Below are 21,364 nucleotides of genomic sequence, written 5' to 3' on the forward strand. Positions count from 1 at the left end.
CTCCTCCCCGGCCCGGCCTCGAGCCAGGTCGGCTTTGCTCTCGGACTACACGCGGCGGACCGCTGGACGCAGCGGCCGCGTGGACCGCATTCACGCTCCATTCGGCGATACCGCTGGTGCTGTTCGCGATTGGGGCGGCTGCGGGCCGATCGGCTCCGGCATCATCCATGGCCTGAAGGTGGTCGCCGTCGCCATCGTCGCGCAGGCCGTTTGGGGCATGGCCAAAAACCTCCGCCCTGATAAGGTACGCGCCAGTATTGCGCTCGCTGCGGTTTTGATCGTGATCTTCGCTTCAGGTTCGATCGGGCAGGTTGCAGCTATCGTCTTTGGGGGTCTTGCCGGATTGTGGCTGTGCCGGTCCAAGAGCGATGCAATCACGGGTCATGTCAGCTTTCCCGTGTCACGTACTGGGGGCGCGATCGCCCTCGCGCTATTCATTGCTCTGATTGTTGGTCTGCCCATCATCGTGGCGGCAACCTCGTTGCAAGGCTTGGCGGTTTTCAATCCCTTCTTCCGTGCCAGATCGCTCGTCTTCGGCGGCGGCCACGTCGTGCTGCCACCGCGAAGCGGAGGTTGTCCAGCCCGGTTGGGTCACAGCCGGCAGGTCCTGGCGGGTTACGGCGCTGCGCAGGCCGTGCCCAGTCCACTCTTCACCTTCGCCGCCTATCTCGGCGCAGCGCTCGGCCCCGAACCCAATGGGCTCTTCGGCGCAGCCATTGCTCTGATCGCCGTCTTCCTGCCGGGCTTTCTGTTGCTGATCGAGGTGCTTCCGTTTTGGGATGCTTTTCGCGCGCGGCCGACCGCGCAGGCGGTGATGCGCGGCGCAAATGCTGCCGTCGTCGGGATCCTTGGTGCCGCCCTCTACCAGCTGGTCTGGACGAGCGCGATCATCGACCCGTACGAATTTGCGCTGGCACTGACCTGCTTCGTTCTTCTCATGGCCTGGAAACGCCCGCCGTCGATCGTCGTTGTAGTTTCCGCTCGGCGGTGTGTTGATCGGACTTGCCTAAGCTGGCGATCCCAATTGCCGCTGATTGCCGCGCGGTATCTGCGGCGATACCGACGAGAATGGTCGCAAGAGTATCCTAACGAGATTCTTTATCATGTATGATCCGGAGAAAGCGTCGCGTCGTCCTCCGACGCCCAAACGAGAGCTACCGCTCTTGTAACCTCAAGGGCAGCGGATATTCCGTCAGTTTCACTTTTCTCGAAATCACCTTCGCTCTGCGCCATCTGTTGATGACATGCGCAAAGCAAACCACCGATCGGCTGTTCGCTGAGCCGAAGGCATAGAGTGCCGCGCTTCCATTTCGATGGCGAGCGCGTCAAAGGCCTCCGCGGCCTCAATGGCGGCTTCGGTCTCACACCGGAAACAGCGGCAAGCCCTTCTGCCGACGAGCCTCCCAGAGCAGCGCTTCCGGCTCTGTCACGCAGCCGCCTCGACCTGGAGACCGGCCGCCTTCCACTCGGGAAAGCCGTCCTCGAGCCTTCTAATCCTATAGCCCTTGGCCCGGAGCATGGCGACTGCCTCGAAGGAGAGAACGCAATAAGGCCCGCGGCAATAGGCAACGATCTCCTGATCCTTGGGAAGATCCGACAACCGCCGCTCCAACTCCTCGAGCGGCATGTTGAGCGCACCCGGCAGATGGCCAAGTGCGAACTCGTCCTCGGGGCGGACATCGAGCAAGGTCACACTGCCGCCCTGAAGCCGGCCGACCAAGTCCTCTCGCGAGACTGGCTCCAGTCGGTCGAGTTGGTCGAAGTAGTCGGAAACGATCTCACGGACTTCGGCACGGCTTCGCTCGGCATAGCATCGCAAGGCCGACAGGAGCTCCAGGATAGGACCCTCGCCGAGCCGGTAAAGAACCCGATTGCCGTCGCGACGCGACTGGACGAAGCCGCCGCGGCGCAGATGCTGCAGATGCTGTGAGGCATTGGCGACCGAAAGGCCAGTGAGCTGTGCCAGGCGCTCGACCGAGCGCTCCCCCTGCGACGCGTGCTCCAGCAATTCCAGCCGGTGCACGTGCCCAAGCACCCGGGCCAGATTCGCAAATTGCTCAAAAAGTTGATTCTTTGCGCCTGCCATTGACAGCACTGTAGCATCAGATAACTATTTAAGCAATAAGTTGAATAGTTATGCAAACTGATGAAAGGACCTGCCGATGATCGGCCGCCCCATGCACCGGCAGGTGTTGCTCCTCGCCAGCGCCCAAGCACTGTTCCAGACTGCATCCGTCCTCGTTATGACGGTCGGCGGTCTCGCCGGGGGTCAGATTGCGCCGCGTCCCGCGCTGGCGACGATGCCGATCGCAACGATGTTTCTCGGGACGGCCGCAGCGACCTTCCCTGCATCCATGTGGATGGCGCGGGTCGGGCGGCGAATGGGCTTCGTCGGCGGCGCGCTGCTTGGTGCGGCGGGTGGTTTGATCGCAGCAGCCGGTATCTGGGCCGACAGTCTCATGCTGCTGTCTTTCGGCACCTTGCTCGCCGGGGCGTACCAGGCATTCGCGCAGTTCTACCGCTTCGCCGCGAGCGAAGTGGCAGACGAGGCGTTCCGACCGCGCGCGATCTCGCTGGTCCTGGCCGGCGGCATCGTTGCGGCTCTCGCAGGACCGATGCTCGGCCGACTCGGCGGCCCTCTGCTTGAGCCGGAGTATGTCGGCTCCTTCCTGCTGATGGCGATCGTCTCCATAATCGGCGCCGGCGTGCTGCTCGGCCTACACGTTCCGGCGCCAAAAGCTGACCCTACCGAGGCGGCGCAAAGCCGGCCATGGGGCACGATAGTTTCCCAACCGGCCTATCTCGTCGCGCTTTTCGGCGCAGTGACCGGCTACGGCATCATGATCCTGGCGATGACCGCGACGCCAATCGCCATGGTTCATCACCATCACGATCTCGCCACGGCCGCGACCGTGATCCAGCTTCACGTGCTCGGCATGTTCCTACCGTCCTTCTTCGCCGGCTCGTTAATCGCGCGGTTCGGGGTGCTGCGCATCATGTTGGCAGGCGTCGCGCTCCTTGCCGGGCACGTGCTCATGACACTCACCGGTCTGGAGTTCGGTTCATTTGCCTCCGCACTCGTGCTGCTCGGCGTGGGCTGGAACTTCCTCTATGTCGGCGGGACCACCCTGCTGACCTCGACCTATACCGTCGCGGAGAAGGGACGCGCCCAAGCGACGAACGACATGACCATCTTTGCCGTCGGGCTCGCCTGCTCCTTCAGCGCCGTGGCGCTGTTGCAGGCCTTCGGGTGGCAGATGCTCAACGTGCTGCTGCTGCCTTGGCTCGCACTTGCCGCGCTTTCCCTGCTCTGGCTCGGTTGGCGGCAGCGCCGTCACCTCGCGCCAGCCCTTGCCGACTGATAGTGGCAAAGGAAATGAACGATACGCCCAGATCAGGAAACGCAATCGAAGAGGCCCGTGTGCGCCTCTTCAACCGTCTCGCCTCGCTTGGAATTGCGGCGCCAAGTGTGCCCTATCCGGCTCATGAGACAGTGGAAGAAGGCAAGCAGTTGCGTGGTGCGATGGCTGGCATCTTCACCAAGAACCTTCTGCTGAAAGACAAGAAAGGCCGGCTGTTTCTGTTTTCGATACACGAAGACCGCGTTCTTGATCTCAAAACGCTTTACACTCGGATCGGCGCCAATGGGCGCCTCGGCTTTGCGCCGGCCGAGCGCATGGTCGAGCTGCTTGGCGTGCAACCGGGCGCACTGACTCCGCTCGGCCTGATCAACGACCGAGCCGGTGTCGTCACGGCCGTGGTCGACGCCTCACTGCTCGACGCGGACCAAGTCAATTTCCATCCGCTGATCAACACCGAAAGCATTGGCCTGCAGCCGGCCGAACTCTTGAGCTTCATCCGCTCCTGCGACCGAGAGCCCCTGCTTGTCCGCTTCGACGTGTTGCCGAGCGGCTGAGCAGACCGATGAGCCCGCCGTTTCCAGCAACCTCGATGCCCGATCGCGATTGGTGGTCCGCGCTTTGGCCCGATCCGGAAGGCGTCCTGCGACGGCTCGGCGTCGAGCCTGACATGACGGTGCTCGACCTCTGTTGCGGCGATGGATATTTTACCGCGGCGCTGGCAAAGCTTGTCGGCGGCAAGGTCCACGCACTCGATCTCGATCCAGCGATGATCGAACAGGCAAAGGCCGAAGTCGCCCGGCAAGGCACATCGGTGCGGCGATGGATTTGCGCCGACGCGCACGCGGCTGCGAAACTGCTGGCCGAACCAGTTGACTATGTGCTGATGGCCAACACCTTTCACGGCGTGCCCGGCCAACCCGATCTGGCACGCACGGTGCGAGCCGTACTCCAGCCTCAAGGTCTGTTCGGCATCGTGAATTGGCATCCGCTGCCACGCGAGCGAACGACGGTGCTCGACAAGCCTCGTGGTCCGCGAACCGACATGCGCATGCTCCCGCAAGCCGTCAGTGATGTTGTCGAGCCGGAAGGTTTCCGAACGGTGCGGATTATCGATCTTCCTCCCTATCACTACGCCATCGTGCTTGAGACGGCGCCGTAGGGGGCCCGACCGCGCCGAATCAGCCGCTGCGACACTCGCCGACGCATCCGGGCCGCGTGCGTCCTTTCATCTGAAGGAATTGGAACATGCCGGCCTCATCGAGAGCCGGCGGGACGGAAAGTCGATCATCTACAGCGCCACCTTTCCAGCCTTGTCCGACCTCGTCGCCTTTCTGATGCACGACTGCTGCCAGGGGCATTGCGCCTATTGCGCCAAGGCGATTGCGCTTTTTGCAAAATGTACCGAGCGAGCGACCGCCTTCGTGTGCGATTGACCGGAGGAAAAGGGGCTTGGCCGGATCCGCGAGTTGCCTCTGTCGTTCCGCAACTCGGGTCTGCCATTGATGGAGCGCTGAGGGTCACTCCGATCTATATCGGTTCTGCGATCATGGCGCCGCTCATCGGTTGGGGAATGTCTGTTCCGGCTCGATGCAGCGGCCGGCCGGGCCGTTGCGTTCAGCACCGCGACGTGCAATTCACTCGTCGTGCTGCCGTTGGGGCTGGCCATTCCCGGCGCCGTGCCGGCTCTTCCGGCTGTCATCGTCACTCAGACGCTGATTGAGCTGCTGAGCTACCTCATCTATATCCGCTTCCTCCCCAGAGCCGGGCGCCAAACAGGCCACCCACACCCAGAAGCGCGAGCCGTCGTCATCTTGGAAAAGGAGGGCCTGCAGGGAAAAGCGTTGTAGCGTCAACGGCGGTGGTGAAAAGGTTCGGATCGCTTCGAATGGCCAACTTCTGACCCGGTGCGAGCGGAACGCCAAGTCGTGATCGACACGCGGATACCTGCTGCGGTCTAACAGAGATTTCGCCAGTAGGTGTGAGCGTCTCTAGCGTCAGAAATCTTCGATTGCTCCAACCGAAAAGGACCAGTCCCGACATGCACGGGGCCGGTCATCATGAATTTAAATTTACGCCTATGCCTTTCTATCCGGCGCCGCTAGTCGCTCAGATCAATTCGACTGTCGAGCAGCCTTAATCTCCATCAGTCTCGCGCTGCAGGTTTTCGAAACGCTCGATGCATTCTGCTGGAGGCACTGCATCAGTTTTCCGCCGCCCGGCTGGACGCCATTGCAGAGCTTCTGAACGTCAGCTTCGCATGCGGAACGCACCTCAAGCGCCAGTTGGCGGCTGATCTGCTGGGCGTTGGCCGCACCGGAAAGAACGAGGAAAGCAACGGTCATGTAGATTTTCATTCTTGGTCTCCTGAAGACGAGTTTGCATGAAATGAGGCGGACGGGCTTTGCAGTGTGGTCGATGGTGCGGCAGCCCGTCCGTTCCGGCACTGGGGGTACGTGCCGAAGGCGGCGGCTGATCGTTCCGATTGGATATCTGAAACTCAGCCGAATACGTTATCCGCTGATGAGCCGTGGCATCCGCGCTGCTTCAAGCTGTTCCGGCGTCAGCTTGGCGCGGAGATCGGTGATCGCCCTCTTAAGCACCTGCGCCTTTTCTGCCTTTGCGGCCAGGGCATCGGAAAGAGCTTCCACTCGATCGAAGGCTTCTGGCCCCTTCGGGTCCTCATCAGGTGCACCGATCACGGAGAGGACCGCATCGCGATCAGGGATGAGCGAGAGCAAGGCGTTTGTATAGGCCCGCCATGCATCCTGTTGATCGGCACGGATTCCGATGGCGGTTTCTTGGGCCGAGAGCATGCCGGCCAGCCGGAAACGGATTGCCTTGCCGGTGTAATAATACCGCAGATCGTTGAAGCGGTCGGTCAGAGCATAAAAGCTGGGTAATCCGTCTCCCGAACCCCCATATTGCCGATAGTCGTAAGCCTCTTCAGGACGGGAGGCGCCTGCATCCTGTCCCTGGGCCATCCCTGCGAAGGGAACGGCGGCAAGCAGCAGCGCGCCGACGCCAAACGAGAACAGTGTTGTTTTTCTCATAATGAACTCCGTTGTTTCTCGACGGCGGCACAATGAAGGCGGCAGTTTGCCGTGGAATTTCGCTCCTGTAGAGAAATGTAAAGATTTGTTGCGTCGGCGGGATAGCTCCGGTTGCGGATCCGCCGGCAATATGCAGCGGAAGGACGATGCTTACGAAGCCATCCCCCGCCGTGAGTGCCCGGTCTCGGCACGGCGGTGGCCTGCTGTCGTGATTGCAGCGCGGTTGGGTATGGCGTAATTACGGCTACGTCGGTACCGGGAGGGACGACCTGGTCGACGCGGTCCGGCATCTCGTCAGACAGACGCCCATAACGACGAAGGACTCCTGCGCGCTCGCTGCAAGGGTCAGGCTCCTCGTCGACGGGCTGCGCCACGAGCATAAGATTAAGCGGTTGTAGGCCCCACCAACTTGTCGGTTGGAGTGGGCATCTTCATCCATTGATCAGGGCAGCCGGCATTGCGGGCCACTGCATCTCCGCTGCGAAGCCGGAGCCTCACGTGGGCGATGGTTCTTTCTTCAGATCGATTTGTTGGAAACGCCCCGCAGGGCCTCTGCGGTGGTCTTGGCGATCGCCCTGGCCGTGGCCTTGATATCGCGATCTGGCGTTTTGCCCATTCCCGTCGCCAGGTTGATCCCGCTCGACACGGCCACATAACCCCCGACAGCAGCCCCCACGCCAAGCGGCATCACTAGACCCGGCTTGTAACCGCTTCCCGCATGCGTCCTGAATCCTGCAATCAGCTTTCGTTCCGATATGGTCGGCGCAAGAAGCTGTGCCTCAACCTGCAACTCGGACTTTCCATAGCCGAAACCGACCAGCAAGCGTTTCGCGGTGCTCCCCTTATCCGCTTTCGCAACGGAAAGAGCGAGCAGCGCTGTTCCCGCAGCACCGAAGCTTTTCTCTCCGGTGGGGGTATCCTTGCCAGCGGCAGGGATACCCCGCTTGGCCAGTTCCGCCAAAACCAAATGTTCCAGTTGCTGGGCCGCGGCCATTGCATCCCCGTATTCGGTCACGTCGAGGACAGTTCCACCTTTCGATTCGACTATCACCAGATCAACTTCGCTGCCCTGAATGTTTGCGGATTCGGTCATGGTCACGCGAGCGCCGCAACCGGCGAGGACGACGAGGGCCGCTCCCAATGCGATGATAGGGGAAAACTTGGACATGTATCGATTGCACCGCTTGCGAATCTACCGGGAAATTGACGATCAGATTTTACGATCATCGGAAGGGGCGCCGGTTGGCTTCGCCTCTTCTTCATCGCCTTCATCGGTGCTGAACGTGCCGGAGCAGCGGATCTTGCCGCTCATGTCGTCCTTCAGGCAGATTTGGTAACCGTTTTTGTCCAGGAAGAAGGCTGCACAGGTGTTCCCAGCCACGTTTTCGGGGAGGAGGCAGATTTCGGCAAGCGGCAGCGCCTCGACATCAGGCTCGGCGCTCTCGGCCACTCCAGCTGCTATGAGCAAGGGAGACATTGCAAGGAACACACCGACGACGCCCGACCTGGTGACGGACGATCTTCTTGAAACGAAGCCCAACACCAGCAGCAATTTCTTCAGCATCTTGTTCTCCATTCAATTCCGCCGCACCGGCTGACGCCGTGAAGCTGAGAAAATATCCGTTCTGAACTTCGCCGGCGTTTTTCGCTCGGATAGCGTTTTGTTACGATTTGTATCGGCTCGGCGCTTTCGACGCCCCGCCCTGGGACGTTTCCGGCAGGTGATGAATGTTTCGGTGCGCAGCAGCCTCGACACGCTATCCCGCAGGGAGCGGCTTCGACTTTCGCGAAGCCCAGCCTTCCTCGATATTGCGAATGACGAGGAAAAGCGCCGGCACGACAAACACGGACAGCACCGTCGAGATCAGCATGCCGCTGACCACCGAGATTCCGATCGACTTGCTGGCATTCGCGCCGGCATCACTGGCAAGAACGAGCGGAACCATGCCGAGGATGAAGGCGATCGACGTCATCAGAATCGGCCGAAAGCGCAACCGCCCGGCGGTGACCGCCGCCTCCATCAGGGACTTTCCCTCCTTGATCCGCAGCTCGCGGGCGTATTCGACGATCAGGATGGCATTCTTGGCCGCAAGAGCGATCAGCAACACAAGACCGATCTGCGTGTAGAGTGTGTTCTGCAGACCGAGCGCCAACAGAACGGCCACGGTACCGCAGAGCGCAAGCGGCACGGAGAAAATGACCGGAAGCGGCCCGAGCCAGCTTTCGTACTGACCAGCGAGCACGAAATAGACAAGCACGAGAGCCAGACCGAAGGCGATATAGATCTGACTGCCGGCAAGTTTCTCCTGATAGGAAATCCCCGTCCAGTCGGTTGCCGCGCCAATGGGAAGCACTTCTGCGGCCGCATTCTCAAGAATGCCCATCGCTTCGCCGGAGCTGATATTGGGCTGCGGGCGCCCAACGATAGAGGTTGCCGGATGCAGGTTGTAGAGCGAGATGAGCGAGGGACCGACCTTTTCCTCGACGGTCAGCATGCTGCTGACTGGAACCAGTGATCCCGAGGCGTTCGGAACCTTCAGCCGCGCGATGCCTTCCGCCACGCTTCGATATGAGCCCTCGGCCTGGACGTAAACCTGAAACGTATGGCCGAACCGGGTGAACTGGTTGACATAGGACGACCCGAGATATCCGGACAGCGTATTGAAGATATCGCCGATCGCGACACCGAACGTGGCCGCCTTCGTACGATCGATCGTGACACCGAGCTGAGGCGCACTGAAGTTGGCATTGACCTGTGCGGCCTGCAGCCGCAGATCATCGAGGGCGCGGTTCGCCACCTGGTGTGCGATATTGGAAAGCCGCTCGAAATCGCCGCTGCCATCGGTCAGCTCGACCATCATGGTGAAACCGCCGGTGTTGCCGATGCCCTGGATCGAGGGCGGTGGAACCGCAATGGCAAAGCCGTCATCGAGATTGGCGAGCTTTGATGAGATCGCGTTGTAGATCGGCAGAAGGCTTTCCTCCTTGCCGCGTTCATCCCATGGCTCCAGCACGATATAGGCCATGCCGGCATTCGAGAGCGGCGCATTGTTGTCGAGCAGGGAAACCCCTGCGACGGTGATGACGTTGGCGACGCCGGGCTGTTCGCGAAGCCGCCGCTCCACCTCTGTCAGCGTCTTGTCGGTCCGCTCTAGGGACGCTCCAGCCGGAAGCTGGACGGCGGCCACGAGATAGCCCTGGTCCTCTATCGGCAGAAAGCCGGTCGGAATGCGGGACAGTCCCAAGAAGGCGAGCGCGACCATGACCGCCGTCGCAGCCGTAACGAGGTGGCGAAAGCGCAAGACCTTCGACAGCAATCTGGTGTAACCGTTTTCCAGGCGGGTGAACCCACGATCGAAAAGCCGAAAAACAATATTGCGCTCCTCCAATGGCTTGATCGGCCGCATCCACAACGCCGCCTGAACCGGCTTCAACGTGATGGCATTGATCGCGCTGATGACCGCGGTGGCCGCAATCACGAGGGCGAACTGCTGGTAGAGCCGACCGGTCAGGCCAGGAAGGAAGGCGGCAGGCAGGAATACCGAGACGAGAACCAGGGTGATGCCGATCACCGGCCCGAACAATTCCTCCATAGCCTTCTCGGCGGCCTTGGGGCCGGAGAGACCATCAGACATGTGGCGTGCAGCACCTTCCACGATGACGATCGCATCGTCGACGACGATGCCGATTGCCAGCACCAGGGCAAAGAGCGTCGACATGTTGATGGTAAAGCCGAGCGCGCTCATCGCCGCGAACGCACCGATGATGGTCACCGGCACGGTGGTTGCAGGCACCAGCATGGCGCGCCAATCCTGCAGGAACAGCAGGATGACAGCCAGCACGATGACACAAGCCTCGATCAGTGTCTTGTAGACCTCATCGACGGCCGCGTTGACGAACGTTGTCGTGTTGAACGGCACGGAATAGCTGAGCCCTGTCGGAAAGGCGTTCGCCAGCTCGGTCATCCGGTCCTCGACCGCCTTTGCCACATCGAGGGCGTTGGCCTCGGGAAGCTGGCTGATGGCGAGTGCGGCGGACGCCCGTCCGTTCACGCGAAAGATCTGGCCGTAGGATCTTGAGCCGAGCTCGACCCGCGCGACATCCCCCACGCGGGTGATGGCGCCCGTCCCAGTATCGGTCTTGACGATGACGTCTTCGAACTGCTCGACCTGATCGAGCCTGCCCGAGATATCGATGACCGTCTGAAACCCTTGGCCGGTCGCGACCGGGGGCATGCCGATCTGCCCGCCGGACACGGTCTGGCTCTGCGTTTGGACGGCGCTGACAATATCCGACGGCTGCAAACCTCGGGCCTGCAAACGATCGGCGTCCAGCCAGATGCGCATCGCATAGTCGCCGGCACCGAAGACGGAAACGTCACCGACACCCGGTACTCGGGCGAGTTCATCCCGCAGGTTGATGTTCGCATAGTTGGCGAGAAACAGGCTGTCGTAACGAGGATCGGAAGCGCTCAGCGTCACAAATGCAAGAATGGACGTGGAGCGTTTCCGCACCGTAACGCCTTGGGACTGGACGGAGCTCGGGAGTTGGGAAGTAGCGGCATCGACGCGGTTCTGTACGAGAATTTGCGCCTCGTCCGCATTCGTTCCGATATCGAAGGTGACGGTCAGCGAATAGGAGCCGTCGCTCGAGCTGGTCGACTGCATGTAGATCATCCCGGGGACACCGTTGACCTGCTGCTCGATCGGCAGGGCGACGGTGTCCATCAGCGTTTTGGCACTCGCACCCGGATAGCGAGCCGTCACCTGAATGGTTGGCGGCACGATGTCAGGATATTGCGCGATCGGAAGGGTAAAGAAGGCGATCGCGCCGATCAGGATCGTCAGCAGGGCAATGACGTTGGCCAGGACCGGCCGCTCGATGAAGAACTTTGAAAACATGAGGACTGCCCGATCAATCGGTGGCAAAGGCGGCTGTGCCCTGCACCTGCTGGATTTCATCCTGAGAGGTTCGCAAGGACGTTTGCCGCGTCCTCACGACCTCGCCCGCTCGCACGCCGGACAGAGCGTTCGTCACGACCCAGTCGCCGGCTGAAAGCGATCCTTCGATCTGCTGAAGGTCCCCGCTGCGCTCCAGCAACGTCACGGACTTCCGTTCCACCACGCCGCTGTTGTTCACGACCAGTACGAAGCGCCCCTCCTGGTCCGTTCCGACTGCCGAAGGGGACACGAGGAGAGCATCCTTGGTCGTTTCGACAGGAATGCGGATGCGCACGAACAGGCCCGGAAGAAAAGCACGGTCCTTGTTGTCGAAAACGGCCCGCACCGACAGTGTTCCGGTATCGGAGACAGTCTGAGGCGCCACATAATCGAGCTTGCCTTTGTACGGAAAGCCGTTGTCGATCTGCGTGCCCGCTTCGACGTCGACATTGCCGACATCCTTCAGTGTCAGTCCCCGCCTGCGGACCTGTTGGCGGATCTCCAACATCTCCGTATCGGATATCGAAAAGGAGACATGGATGGGATCGAGCTGGACGATCGTGGCAAGCGTCGTCGCGCCGCCTGTGCCCACCAGGGCTCCGACATCCGCCTGATGTTCGGTGACGAAGCCGTCGAATGGGGCCGAAACCGTTGTGTAGCCCAGATTGAGCCGTGCCTGCACGAGCGAGGCCTTGGCGGCATCGAGTTGCGCCTTCGCCGTATCCCTGCTCGCGCGGGCATTGTCGACATTGGCCTCGGTCGTCACACTCGTCCGGGCGAGTTGATCCTGGCGATTGAGTTGACGCTGTGCATTGTCGAGCGTTGCCTGTGCCTGTTCAACGCTTGCCTCGGCCTGTTGCAGCTGGGCATGGTACTGATCAGGCTCGATCAGGAAAAGGCGCTGACCTGCCTTGACCTCCGTGCCATCCTTGTAGTCGATGGATGTGAGAGTTCCCGAAACCCTGGCAACGAGATCGACGCTGTTGAGAGCCTTGGTCGTGCCCGTCGCGTAAAGATAACGCGTGACGGTCGCCGTTTTCGGTTGCGCCACAACTGCGGTCCGGCGCGGCGCGGTCTGCCCATTACCACTCCCGCCATCATCGCAGGCAGCAAGCAATGCTGCCATCAACGCCAGACCGAGCGTGACCACCAGACGCGATCGTGTGACACGATGGTGTCGATATCCTTGCATTTAACACATCTTCCTGATTGCGCGATCGTCCGGGACCCGGGCCCGTATCGGGCCTCCGCCAGCAGGCGCCCCAACGGTGCGGTACCGTCGTGGACGCCTGCTGCGCTGGAGCCGAGGGCGGTGGGGGCGGTGGCCCCAGCGAAGTGTAGTCCCGTTTTTGGATTACCAGTTGGCTATCGTGCTTGAGCGCGACCGCTTGATCTTCGGATCGTAGCCCTCACACATTGGACCTTCTCTGGTTCTGGATTGCTCAATCCAGCGTGACGGACCCGTGCCGAACCCGGACGTTTCCAGCGGGGCCTCGTGTTACGGCCGCGCCGGCGCATTTCTCGTCATTGCAGCCGCCGATGGCAGCTCTTCCGCCGCCATAGGGACCACGCGTCACCGCCGCTCCGCCGCAACCGTCGTCATTGCAGCCGCCGGCGGCTGCTCTTCCGCCGCCGTAGGGGCCGCGCGTCACGGCAGCCGCGCCGCAGCCATTGCCGTTGCATCCCGTCGTCACCGATCTTGAGCCGCCGTAGTAGACGTTCCACTCGCCATACCAGGGACGCCCGGCATAATAGGTGTTCCAATAGGCCTGATTGAAGGTGACGACCGTGAGGCCGATGGCAGGGGCGACCGTAGGCGTGACGACGACGGTGCTCCCGCGATAGAACACCTGCACGTAGTTTGCGGCGACCCAGCCACGATCCCGGCCCCAACTGACATCGCACCAGGAGGTATTCGCCGTGCAGCCGTAGACCGTCAATGCGGCCCGCGCGGGCAGCGTGATGACGACCGGATAGCGGGTGCTTGGACCGGCGCGCATGTTCACGTTGGTGACCGCCACAGCCGACGTGGCAGCGGCCGCGCTGGTGGGGGTTATTGCGGACAACAAGACCGACAAGCCGGCAACCATCGCGGCTGCCAGAAAGTTGACGCATTTCATGTGGTTTCTCCTGATTGGGGCGCAATGCGCGAATTGCTATCGACGATCAGCGCGATACGGTTGCATTGCGGGTGACCGAGCGGCCTTGCGGGCCGGTCGTTGTGCGGGTGCCGGTGCAGGTGCCATTTGCGCAAGAGGCCGAGCCTTGGCGTGTCACGCTATTTCCGTAGGGTCCCGTACCGGTGATCGAACGGGAGCAATTTTGATTGCCGCAACTGCCGGAGGCGTGAACGGAAGACTGACCGCGCCATCCGTAGATGTGAGCGTCACGGGTCCAGGCATTGGCCTCCGCCATCATCGCAGCGGACATCACCGTCGCCATCAGGGTCAGGCTTGCGAGTTTTTTCATGATCCACTTTCCTTTGCGTCGTGGTCAGCTCACAGCCTCTGCCGGACTGTGAGAGGCAAGCTAGGGTGCGCGTGTAAACCCGCTTTGAACGGGTCATATCGTTTTGTTTCAGTTTGTTAACGGGGTGAGTTCGTTTGTAAAAATGGGAAGCTGGCCCTTGCGCCTGCGTGAGTTGAACGGCAACAATACTGGTCATGGAAAAAGCAAGCCCGACGGTTCTGATCGTGGAAGATGACGCCGAGATCCGCAGCCTTGTCGCGGATCTACTTGGGCGAGAGGGATTTATCGTGCGCGAGGCGGCCAATGCGGTAGCAATGGACGAGTTGCTCGCGCGGATGAGGCCCGATCTGCTTGTTCTCGATATCATGCTGCCTGGAGAAGACGGACTATCGATCTGCCGGCGGATCAGGGCCGCAAACAACATTCCGATCTTGATGCTGACGGCGAAGGGAGACGTGATTGATCGTGTGGTCGGGCTTGAGATGGGAGCGGACGATTATCTCGTCAAACCATTCGGCCCGCGGGAGCTTCTCGCGCGTGTGCGGGCACTCCTGCGGCGCGCAAGCGCCGTCTCCGCTCCGATGTCTTCGACAATGCGTCGTTTCGCCTTCGACCGTTTTGTCATCGACCTGGATGCCCGTTTGCTTGTTGATGCCGAAGGTATTCCACTTGCGCTGACCAGCGCCGAGTTCGACCTGCTCGCCTGCTTCGTCGGCCGCCCACGCCGGGTTCTCACCCGGGACCAGATTCTCGACTGGGTGCACGGGCGTGCCGCCGAACCCTTCGACCGCACCGTCGACGTGCTGATATCGCGCATGCGCAAGAAGTTTGATGCGGCGAGCCCGGGTTCCAACCTGATCAGCACGATACGCAATGGCGGTTATCTTTTCACCGCTCTCGTCCGTCAGGTGCCCTGATGCGCTCCTTGACGCTCGCCAGCCGGCTGACGGCCATTGTCGTCGTTTCACTCCTCGCGGTTTGGCTGGCATTGGTCGTCAGCTTCTACGCCGGGCGCGACTGGGAGGAAGAGAATTTCTGGCCGACGCCTGGGCGGGTCGCAGCGATCGTATCGGCTGTTGAAGCAGCTTCACCGGAGCAGCGCTCCGATATCCTTGCTGCCTTGAATACGCGGACGCTGACTGTGCGGGTAGAAGATACCCCGAATCGGCGCCCCTTTGCTGATCCCGCCAAAGTGGTTGATGAGGAGCTTATCAGGAAGTACGCAGAGGATCTTCGCGACCGAGCGTTTACCGTATCTCAACATTCTGTGCGCCTCGACAGGCCCAACGTTTTCCGCATCTGGTCGCGGGCGCGCCAAGCTCTGGAAGTCAGGATCGGACTGGAAACAGGGAACACTCTGGTGATCGAGAGCACCCCTCCCCTACTCGTTACCCCTTTCGGTCTTCCGACAGGCATTGGAGCGGGGCTTATCGGAACAGGCGCTGCGCTCATAGCATTGATCATCCTTTTTCGCGAGATCAGGCCGCTGACGCAGCTTGCTCGTGCCGTCGACCACATGGACCTGGATGGCAACCCGATCGCTTTGCCGAACGTCAAGCGGCAATCGGCGGAGATCCGGGCGCTCGTCGTGGCCTTCGATCGTCTGCAGACCAGACTCTCCCAGCTCCTGCGCGCACGGATGGCGATGCTGGGAGGCATTTCGCATGACGTGCGGACATTTGCGACAAGGTTGCGCTTGCGGGTGGATTCGATACCCGACGAGCAGCAACGTCGTCGCGCCATCGCCGACATCGCGGACATGATCCGTCTGCTGGATGACGCGCTTTTGGCGTCGCGTGTGGGCGCAGGCGATCTGTCGGAAGAGCTCTTGGAATTCGACGAAGTTGCCCGTAACGAAGTTGAAGATCGCCGCTCCGCCGGTGCGCCGGTAGACCTGCTCGTTACCTCGGAGGCTGAAGGTATCACAATCCTCGGAGATCGCCTGGCGTTACGCCGGGTCATCGCAAACCTGATCGAAAATGCGATCAAATACGGCGAAAGCGCTCACCTCACCGTCTCGGCCTCCCCACAATATGCCGTTCTGTCCGTTGACGACGTGGGACCGGGGATTCCCGAGGAAATAAGGGAGGTTCTCACGGAACCCTTCGTCCGCGCCGAGGTTTCGCGCAGCCGCGATACCGGAGGAGCCGGGCTCGGCCTCGCGGTCGTTCGAAATCTCGTCGAGGCACACGGTGGGATCTTGAAATTTGAAAGCCGATCAGGTCGCGGATCGCGGGTCACGTTTCAGATTCCACGGTTTCAAATGTAGGCGTGTTTCATCTGCCATTCGGGAAGAACGTCCTGATCATCATCAATGGCAAAGCGGTGACGAAAAGCTTCGTTCGGGTCAAAGATCGAAGTCTAGGAGGTCAACTGGCCGCCTTCATCGGCAGGTAAGGCTATCGCCAGAGGCTCGCCGGGCCCAAGGGGCACTCGAACAGGGGGCCCCAGCCGTCCCTTAGAGAGTATTGAGCATCCTTGGGATCTGGAGAACGTCATGCGCCACGCGAGATCTCGCCGTATAGCTGAAAAATGCGCCGGGTTTTCTGGTAGGGAATTGCAACTGCTGAAATGGAACAGGTCCAAATTGGCTTGCCAGGGAATCTGGGAGCGACCGTGGATGCCACCTTTGTGTCCTGGGTTTGGGCATCAGTGAACAGTACGGCCGAGCGGCAATCATTTCCGCTATTCGACCTCAAGTTTGCTGTGGGGCGGCATAAGCCCACGACTGCTCTACGCCTGTTCTCGGACATCAATTGCTCATGTCCAAATTCTCCAAAGCAGTCGTTAGGTCAGGCATCTAGCAGTTGCTACGTTGTCGGTGCGTCACCTTCCGCATCGCAAGGCAGAAAAACGTGAAGCAAGCTGATGGGTTCGCTGGGTACGAGTGTGGGCCGGCCATGCCGGGTGTCGAATGCTGCACTAACTGGATCGGTGGCGGAGGGAGTTGTGGTCAGCGCACCCGAATCGTTGGGGATGCAGATGAGCGCGCTGGCGCGGCTTGGCTCAGAAATATAGGCAGCCATAGCGGTAGCCTCAGCCACAACGGGCGCACATGTGAAGCCGCACATGGCACCGAACGCATGGCCCACCGCGTACTTGCCCTCCACGAAGCGGTTGACCCCATCATGGCAATACCGCCAGCGCGCGTTCGCCGATCCATCGAGCTTCTTGAATTCGATCACGAAATGAGGCGTCCCTGGCGCGCCTAGAATTACTCTGATATCGGCGCGTGCCAGCCGTGATGTTGTCCCATCTGCAGCACGACGTAACTCCCATGTCTCGGCCTGGAAGTCACAGTCCATCCGATGACTGAGGCGTCGATCCTGATCGGCCAGCGCTTCGCACAGATTGTCAGTGAGTGCTGGCTCGTCCTTGTCGAATCCGACTGCATCCGCGTAGCTCAACCGCAACCATTCCCAAGTCTGCGTGACATAAACCAGCACATCTGGAATTCGGGGTGGGGGAAAGACGCTGAACCAGGCGTCCGATGGTGTAGCACTCATGAAGCCTGCTTTTCCCACGCCGCGGCCTGTACTGTACGCGCAATCAAATAGGCGTCCGCAATTGCTGTCCGCGCCAGCCAAAAGCGACGCCGCATAGGCTTGATGAAATAGAATGCGTCGCCGCCGACGACCATCGCGTTCGGCATTTTGAAGAGGTCGTCGCGATTGGTTCTGTCGAGCTGGTTGCTGAGCGCGACCTCGATCTCTGTCAGCAAGGTGCGGAAGGCATCGTCCGAGCGGATGGTGCTTACGTGGTCCCCCCTGGCTCCGCTGAGTCCAATTCGTACAGCGCCGAAAAAGCCTTTTGTGCCGTCAACGACCGCATCTACCTTGAGTGCCCCCCGCCCGCCGGAGCGGCGACGCGACGCTTCGAGTTCGCCCAGAAGAACATCGATATAGGCGGTTATCTCTGACGCTGCCGGCCTATGGAGCAGCGGCGTGGTCAGGCGCGCATAGTCCTGCGGTTGGATCGAGGCGGCTACCACTCCGACGATGTCACGAATGAGCAGGCGATCGCTGGCCGACAGTTGGAAATAATCGAACACCAACTCATCTAATGTGGTTTTCACTGTCGCATAGGCATGTTCGCGCTGCCATTCGTCGACCACAGCCAAACCGTCGAAGCTTTCTGCTACCTTAGCGACAATCTCGTGCGCCGCGTTCTGGTCAGGGTGTCGGTCGGGCGCGCAGAATGGGAATGTCTTGAGGTCCTCAATAGCGACGCGCGGACGCTCGCCGATCACCGAATAACCCGTCATAATTAAAAGAAATGTTGCGATCGGAGAACGCAGATACGCGGCCAGGAACTTCAATAGCGCAGCGTCGTCATTACCGCCGCCGATCGCGCCGATCGATGAGGTGAAGGCAAACGGCTGGTCGGTGTATGCAACCCGAATCGTATAATCATCGGTGAGCCCGTCGGGCAGAATAACGCGTGGACCATGATAGAGGCGCGCATTTCGACCGCCCGGGCTGGCGACGACCTGGAAATGATCTCTAACCTTGTCGAGCTGAACGTCGCTTGCGATGACCGGATAATCACGCGGTATGCGATCTGCCGCTAGGAACGCTAGCGGCTCAAGAGGCCCAAGTGAACGGCTCGGATTACTCTGGTTAGGCGCGTGGAATCCTTTGCCCGAAAGCCAAGGCTCCGACCGCCGCGTCATCGTCTGCGCAAGTGATCCGAATTTCTGCAGGCGGCGAAGGAGATTAAGGTCGCCCTGCTCGCCCCAATAAGCAGAGATAAGCAGATATGGCTTCGCGTAGATGTCACGGGCGGTCAGGAGCTTGCGGTCGATGGGGTGCAGCGCCAGCCGTCCAAGGGCCAAGCTGATGTCTGTTTTGGGCGTCCAATATTCGACCTGCTCTTCAGCCAGTTCGATGACACCTTCGACCGACGGACGCGGTCGCACACGCACTACGGCGCACGGGTGCTTGGCCGCTGGGAAAAGCAGCCGCCTCACGTCGGCAAAGTTTATAATTCGCTCGAATTGGGCGTCTTCCAGCCAGCGCTGGCGGAAATCGCAGGATTGCGACGTCGCACCTGCGACGAGGTTGAGCGGCATTATCAAGGTGATCACACCTTCGGGCTTGACACAGCTTGTCGCGCGAAACGCAAAGCCCGCGGCAATCTGACGTCGGCCAATCGGATATGGTGGGCTTTGCTCGCGGCACCACGCCTCCCAAGTTGGCGTCTCATCGTCATCTGACTCCCGCCAAGGTGGGTTGCAGAGGAAAATGTCGTATTTGGCCTTGCCGGCGAATGGATTGGCAGGCGAAAAGAAGTCGCCCCGTTCTGTGCCCTTCTGGATGTTGCGCCCCGGTCCGACGAGGTTCGGGAGCTTCTGATCGGCATCTGATTGCAAAAGCGAGATGTCCGCTGGATCGAGACCTTCAAGTAGTGACAGATAGAGGCTGAAGGCGGTGATCCAACAAGCCGTCTCGTCGAGATCGTTACCGAACAGGTTTGACTGCATCAATCTGACCCGCTCGTCGAATCGAAGCTTGCTGCCACGAACGACCTCGGCATGCCGAAGCATTTTGCGGAAGGCGGTGGTCAACAGAATGCCCGAGCCGCAGGCACCATCGTAAACAGTGCAGCGTGATGGATCCGCGAACCCCTCAAACGCCTGTTCAGCAACAAGGTTCGCCAGGTGGCGAGGCGTGTAATAGGCGCCGAGTGCGCCCTGCCTTTCTTTTAGGAGCGTTTCGTAAATGCCGGAGATCAGCTCCACCGGAATATGGCTGAAATCGTACCGCCAGAGCGAGCCTTGTCCTGTCTCGAAGTCCACGGCTTCAAGGAACAGTTTGACCGCACGAAAAGCAGATTTCCCAAGTTTTGACCACGCGGGTGCGCCGCCGTCACTCGAACTGAGAAAATCACCGTTGAAATCGGTGCCGAGCCGCTTGAGGTAAGAATCGATCCCTGCCCCGTCCTGCTTCGACACATAGGCTTCGAGGACATCCAGCCCATGAGCTTCGCGATAGACGGGACCAACAATCCCCCTTTGCTCCAGATAGCACAGGAATATCACCTGAGCCATGAGCGCTTCGGCTTCGGTTGCATTCAAATTCGCCTTGACTAGCGCTTTGACGACCTCACGCAGATTGGCGAGCAGGCGCTGATCGACGCGTGCTTCGGGTTCAAACCACTCCGAGAGGCGATCCTTGATGAAGCCCGACTGCACCTCATAAGCTGACCAAGCGCCACGCGCGGCGATCTCGCTTCGTGCCAACGTGTCTGGCTCGGCCTCGCGATCGTTGACAGAATAGGCAGTGAGCTCTTCCGTCCCGAGAACGAGCACGATCGAGGCCAGGTTCTGATTCCAGACCTTCTGTCGGATCTGCTCAATCCTCTGGTATCGATCCCCTTCGAGAGTTGCATTGTCGATGAAGCAAATGGCCGGCTGTTCGCCGACACAAAAAACGGCCGACGCGCCAATGCCGCGATCCGGCGCGAGCATTTCCTCGATCTCCGAGGCATAAGGGCGCACGCCGGCGCTCGCGCCGAGGCGAAACAGCTCTTCTGGGAAGTCCGTGTAGGCGAGATCGCTCAGCCAATCCTCGAACGACGTCATCGGAGCGTCTCTCGCGAGATACAAAGCGGCGCTGTCATATCACCGCCCGCGCTGGAAACAAGGGGAGCTGCCGTATGGGCTCGACCAGGCCGAATTCCCGCGAGAGGATTTCCAAGTGTGAGTCGAGTTGGAGCACCAACAGATCGTTCGAAGCGGCCTCCAGCCGGCGTGGATCCACGATGTCGAAGCTGCCCTCGGCGTTGATCGCGATTGCCGCGCCGCGCAGTGCCGGAAACGAAGTCTTTTCCAAGCGCTGCGAAAGGGCCAGGAATAGGGAGCGTTGCGAATGCAGCTCGACGTGGAACGCTTCCTTTAAGACTACCGCAAGGCGAAGCAGCAAGACGGTTTGCCAAGAATATAGCGCACGCGAACCCGGTCCATGAGGCTTGGCATCTGGCTGGATAAGTCCGCGCCGGGCGGTCCACTCGCGTAGTTGATCGGCCGTAAGTCCGGTCAACCTTTGCACCTCGCTTGCTTTCACCAGTCGCACAATATCTCATCCGAAAATTTCCCGTTAATGCAAGTGGGTATCATACCCACTTGCATGGGTAAAGTGTCTGACGATGGGGATCTCAGCGGCTGAGCGTTACCGGAAAGCCTTCCGCCACCGCCGCGCGCACCGCCTGATCGAACCTGCCGCGCGAGGAGCCGCCGAGCTTGATGCCAAAACTCTTCAGCGAGTGGCGGATGGCGTTCTCCAGATCGAGGAACTTCCGCCACCGCACGTCGGCTTCGAGGAAGCCATCCTAGAAATTTACTGTAGGCTCATGTAGCGTCACGCCGATGGTGCGGAAGGCAACTCTTGTGAACAGCAGACGCGCAGCCGGAAGGATTTTGCCAGCGGGAAGGGCTCGCCGCCCGCCAGTGTGAAGATAGGCCTCCGTTGACTGGAGGTCAAATATGAACATCAAGAGCCTTCTTCTCGGCTCCGCTGCTGCCCTCGCAGCAGTATCCGGCGCT

19 protein-coding genes and 1 pseudogene are annotated in these 21,364 nt (G+C 60.5%); 7 read left to right on the plus strand and 13 right to left on the minus strand.

All coding sequences use genetic code 11. The features are described from left to right. The first annotated feature begins 79 nt into the window (after window positions 1-79). On the plus strand, window positions 80-1,111 hold the full coding sequence (locus ACMGE0_RS06500; protein WP_436815032.1) for a chromate transporter: 1,032 nt from the start codon (window positions 80-82) through the stop codon (window positions 1,109-1,111). A 315-nt stretch (window positions 1,112-1,426) separates the two neighbouring features. On the opposite strand, the gene ACMGE0_RS06505 is transcribed toward ACMGE0_RS06500, so the two are convergent. Further along, window positions 1,427-2,086, minus strand: a complete 660-nt coding sequence (locus ACMGE0_RS06505) for an ArsR/SmtB family transcription factor (RefSeq protein WP_436815033.1) — start codon at window positions 2,084-2,086, stop codon at window positions 1,427-1,429. Between the two features lie 76 nt (window positions 2,087-2,162). Here ACMGE0_RS06505 and ACMGE0_RS06510 point away from each other — a divergent pair, with 76 nt between their 5' ends. The 4 genes from ACMGE0_RS06510 (at window position 2,163) to ACMGE0_RS06525 (ending at window position 4,795) form a co-directional block, all read left to right on the plus strand. Beyond that, the gene (locus ACMGE0_RS06510) at window positions 2,163-3,362 is read left to right on the plus strand and encodes an MFS transporter (RefSeq protein WP_436815034.1); all 1,200 of its coding nucleotides are present in this window, start codon (window positions 2,163-2,165) and stop codon (window positions 3,360-3,362) included. Window positions 3,363-3,493: 131 nt separating this feature from the next. Further along, window positions 3,494-3,916 (plus strand): prolyl-tRNA synthetase associated domain-containing protein, encoded by a 423-nt coding sequence (locus tag ACMGE0_RS06515; RefSeq protein ID WP_436815035.1) that lies wholly within the window; start codon window positions 3,494-3,496, stop codon window positions 3,914-3,916. Window positions 3,917-3,924: 8 nt separating this feature from the next. Continuing rightward, complete coding sequence (locus ACMGE0_RS06520) at window positions 3,925-4,521, plus strand: class I SAM-dependent methyltransferase (protein WP_436815036.1); 597 nt, start codon at window positions 3,925-3,927, stop codon at window positions 4,519-4,521. After that, window positions 4,433-4,795, plus strand: coding sequence for an ArsR/SmtB family transcription factor (locus tag ACMGE0_RS06525; protein WP_436815037.1), 363 nt, complete (start codon window positions 4,433-4,435; stop codon window positions 4,793-4,795). The genes ACMGE0_RS06520 and ACMGE0_RS06525 overlap by 89 nt, the downstream gene beginning before the upstream one ends. A gap of 678 nt (window positions 4,796-5,473) precedes the next feature. On the opposite strand, the gene ACMGE0_RS06530 is transcribed toward ACMGE0_RS06525, so the two are convergent. From ACMGE0_RS06530 to ACMGE0_RS06565, 8 genes are all read right to left on the minus strand, one after another. Then, window positions 5,474-5,716, minus strand: a complete 243-nt coding sequence (locus tag ACMGE0_RS06530) for a cysteine rich repeat-containing protein (protein ID WP_436815038.1) — start codon at window positions 5,714-5,716, stop codon at window positions 5,474-5,476. Between the two features lie 156 nt (window positions 5,717-5,872). Continuing rightward, window positions 5,873-6,541, minus strand: a complete 669-nt coding sequence (locus ACMGE0_RS06535) for a hypothetical protein (protein ID WP_436815039.1) — start codon at window positions 6,539-6,541, stop codon at window positions 5,873-5,875. 388 nt (window positions 6,542-6,929) lie between these two features. Beyond that, window positions 6,930-7,580 (minus strand): DUF4410 domain-containing protein, encoded by a 651-nt coding sequence (locus ACMGE0_RS06540; RefSeq protein ID WP_436815040.1) that lies wholly within the window; start codon window positions 7,578-7,580, stop codon window positions 6,930-6,932. Between the two features lie 42 nt (window positions 7,581-7,622). Further along, window positions 7,623-7,976, minus strand: a complete 354-nt coding sequence (locus tag ACMGE0_RS06545; RefSeq protein WP_436815041.1) for a hypothetical protein — start codon at window positions 7,974-7,976, stop codon at window positions 7,623-7,625. Between the two features lie 193 nt (window positions 7,977-8,169). After that, complete coding sequence (locus ACMGE0_RS06550; protein ID WP_436815042.1) at window positions 8,170-11,313, minus strand: efflux RND transporter permease subunit; 3,144 nt, start codon at window positions 11,311-11,313, stop codon at window positions 8,170-8,172. A 13-nt stretch (window positions 11,314-11,326) separates the two neighbouring features. Next, the gene (locus ACMGE0_RS06555) at window positions 11,327-12,544 is read right to left on the minus strand and encodes an efflux RND transporter periplasmic adaptor subunit (protein WP_436815043.1); all 1,218 of its coding nucleotides are present in this window, start codon (window positions 12,542-12,544) and stop codon (window positions 11,327-11,329) included. Window positions 12,545-12,794: 250 nt separating this feature from the next. Beyond that, the gene (locus ACMGE0_RS06560) at window positions 12,795-13,472 is read right to left on the minus strand and encodes an SH3 domain-containing protein (protein ID WP_436815044.1); all 678 of its coding nucleotides are present in this window, start codon (window positions 13,470-13,472) and stop codon (window positions 12,795-12,797) included. A 46-nt stretch (window positions 13,473-13,518) separates the two neighbouring features. Then, window positions 13,519-13,821, minus strand: a complete 303-nt coding sequence (locus tag ACMGE0_RS06565; protein ID WP_436815045.1) for a hypothetical protein — start codon at window positions 13,819-13,821, stop codon at window positions 13,519-13,521. Window positions 13,822-14,015: 194 nt separating this feature from the next. Here ACMGE0_RS06565 and ACMGE0_RS06570 point away from each other — a divergent pair, with 194 nt between their 5' ends. After that, entirely contained in the window at window positions 14,016-14,738 is a 723-nt protein-coding gene (locus tag ACMGE0_RS06570; protein ID WP_436815046.1) for a response regulator, read from the plus strand. Continuing rightward, window positions 14,738-16,090, plus strand: coding sequence for a sensor histidine kinase (locus ACMGE0_RS06575; protein ID WP_436815047.1), 1,353 nt, complete (start codon window positions 14,738-14,740; stop codon window positions 16,088-16,090). The genes ACMGE0_RS06570 and ACMGE0_RS06575 overlap by 1 nt, the downstream gene beginning before the upstream one ends. 541 nt (window positions 16,091-16,631) lie before the next feature. Here ACMGE0_RS06575 and ACMGE0_RS06580 read toward each other — a convergent pair. The 4 genes and pseudogenes from ACMGE0_RS06580 to ACMGE0_RS06595 form a co-directional block, all read right to left on the minus strand. Continuing rightward, complete coding sequence (locus ACMGE0_RS06580) at window positions 16,632-17,327, minus strand: hypothetical protein (protein WP_436815048.1); 696 nt, start codon at window positions 17,325-17,327, stop codon at window positions 16,632-16,634. Beyond that, window positions 17,324-20,404 carry an Eco57I restriction-modification methylase domain-containing protein gene (locus ACMGE0_RS06585; RefSeq protein ID WP_436815049.1) on the minus strand — a complete coding sequence of 1,027 codons (3,081 nt, stop codon included), beginning with the start codon at window positions 20,402-20,404 and terminating at the stop codon, window positions 17,324-17,326. Before ACMGE0_RS06585 ends, ACMGE0_RS06580 begins: the two co-directional genes overlap by 4 nt. A 34-nt stretch (window positions 20,405-20,438) precedes the next feature. Continuing rightward, window positions 20,439-20,894 (minus strand): MerR family transcriptional regulator, encoded by a 456-nt coding sequence (locus tag ACMGE0_RS06590; protein ID WP_436815050.1) that lies wholly within the window; start codon window positions 20,892-20,894, stop codon window positions 20,439-20,441. 109 nt (window positions 20,895-21,003) lie between these two features. Next, window positions 21,004-21,120, minus strand: a pseudogene (locus ACMGE0_RS06595) (IS110 family transposase); the annotation flags it as partial. Between the last annotated feature and the right edge of the window lie 244 nt (window positions 21,121-21,364).

Source organism: Neorhizobium descurainiae, assembly GCF_051400715.1.
GTDB lineage: Bacteria > Pseudomonadota > Alphaproteobacteria > Rhizobiales > Rhizobiaceae > Neorhizobium.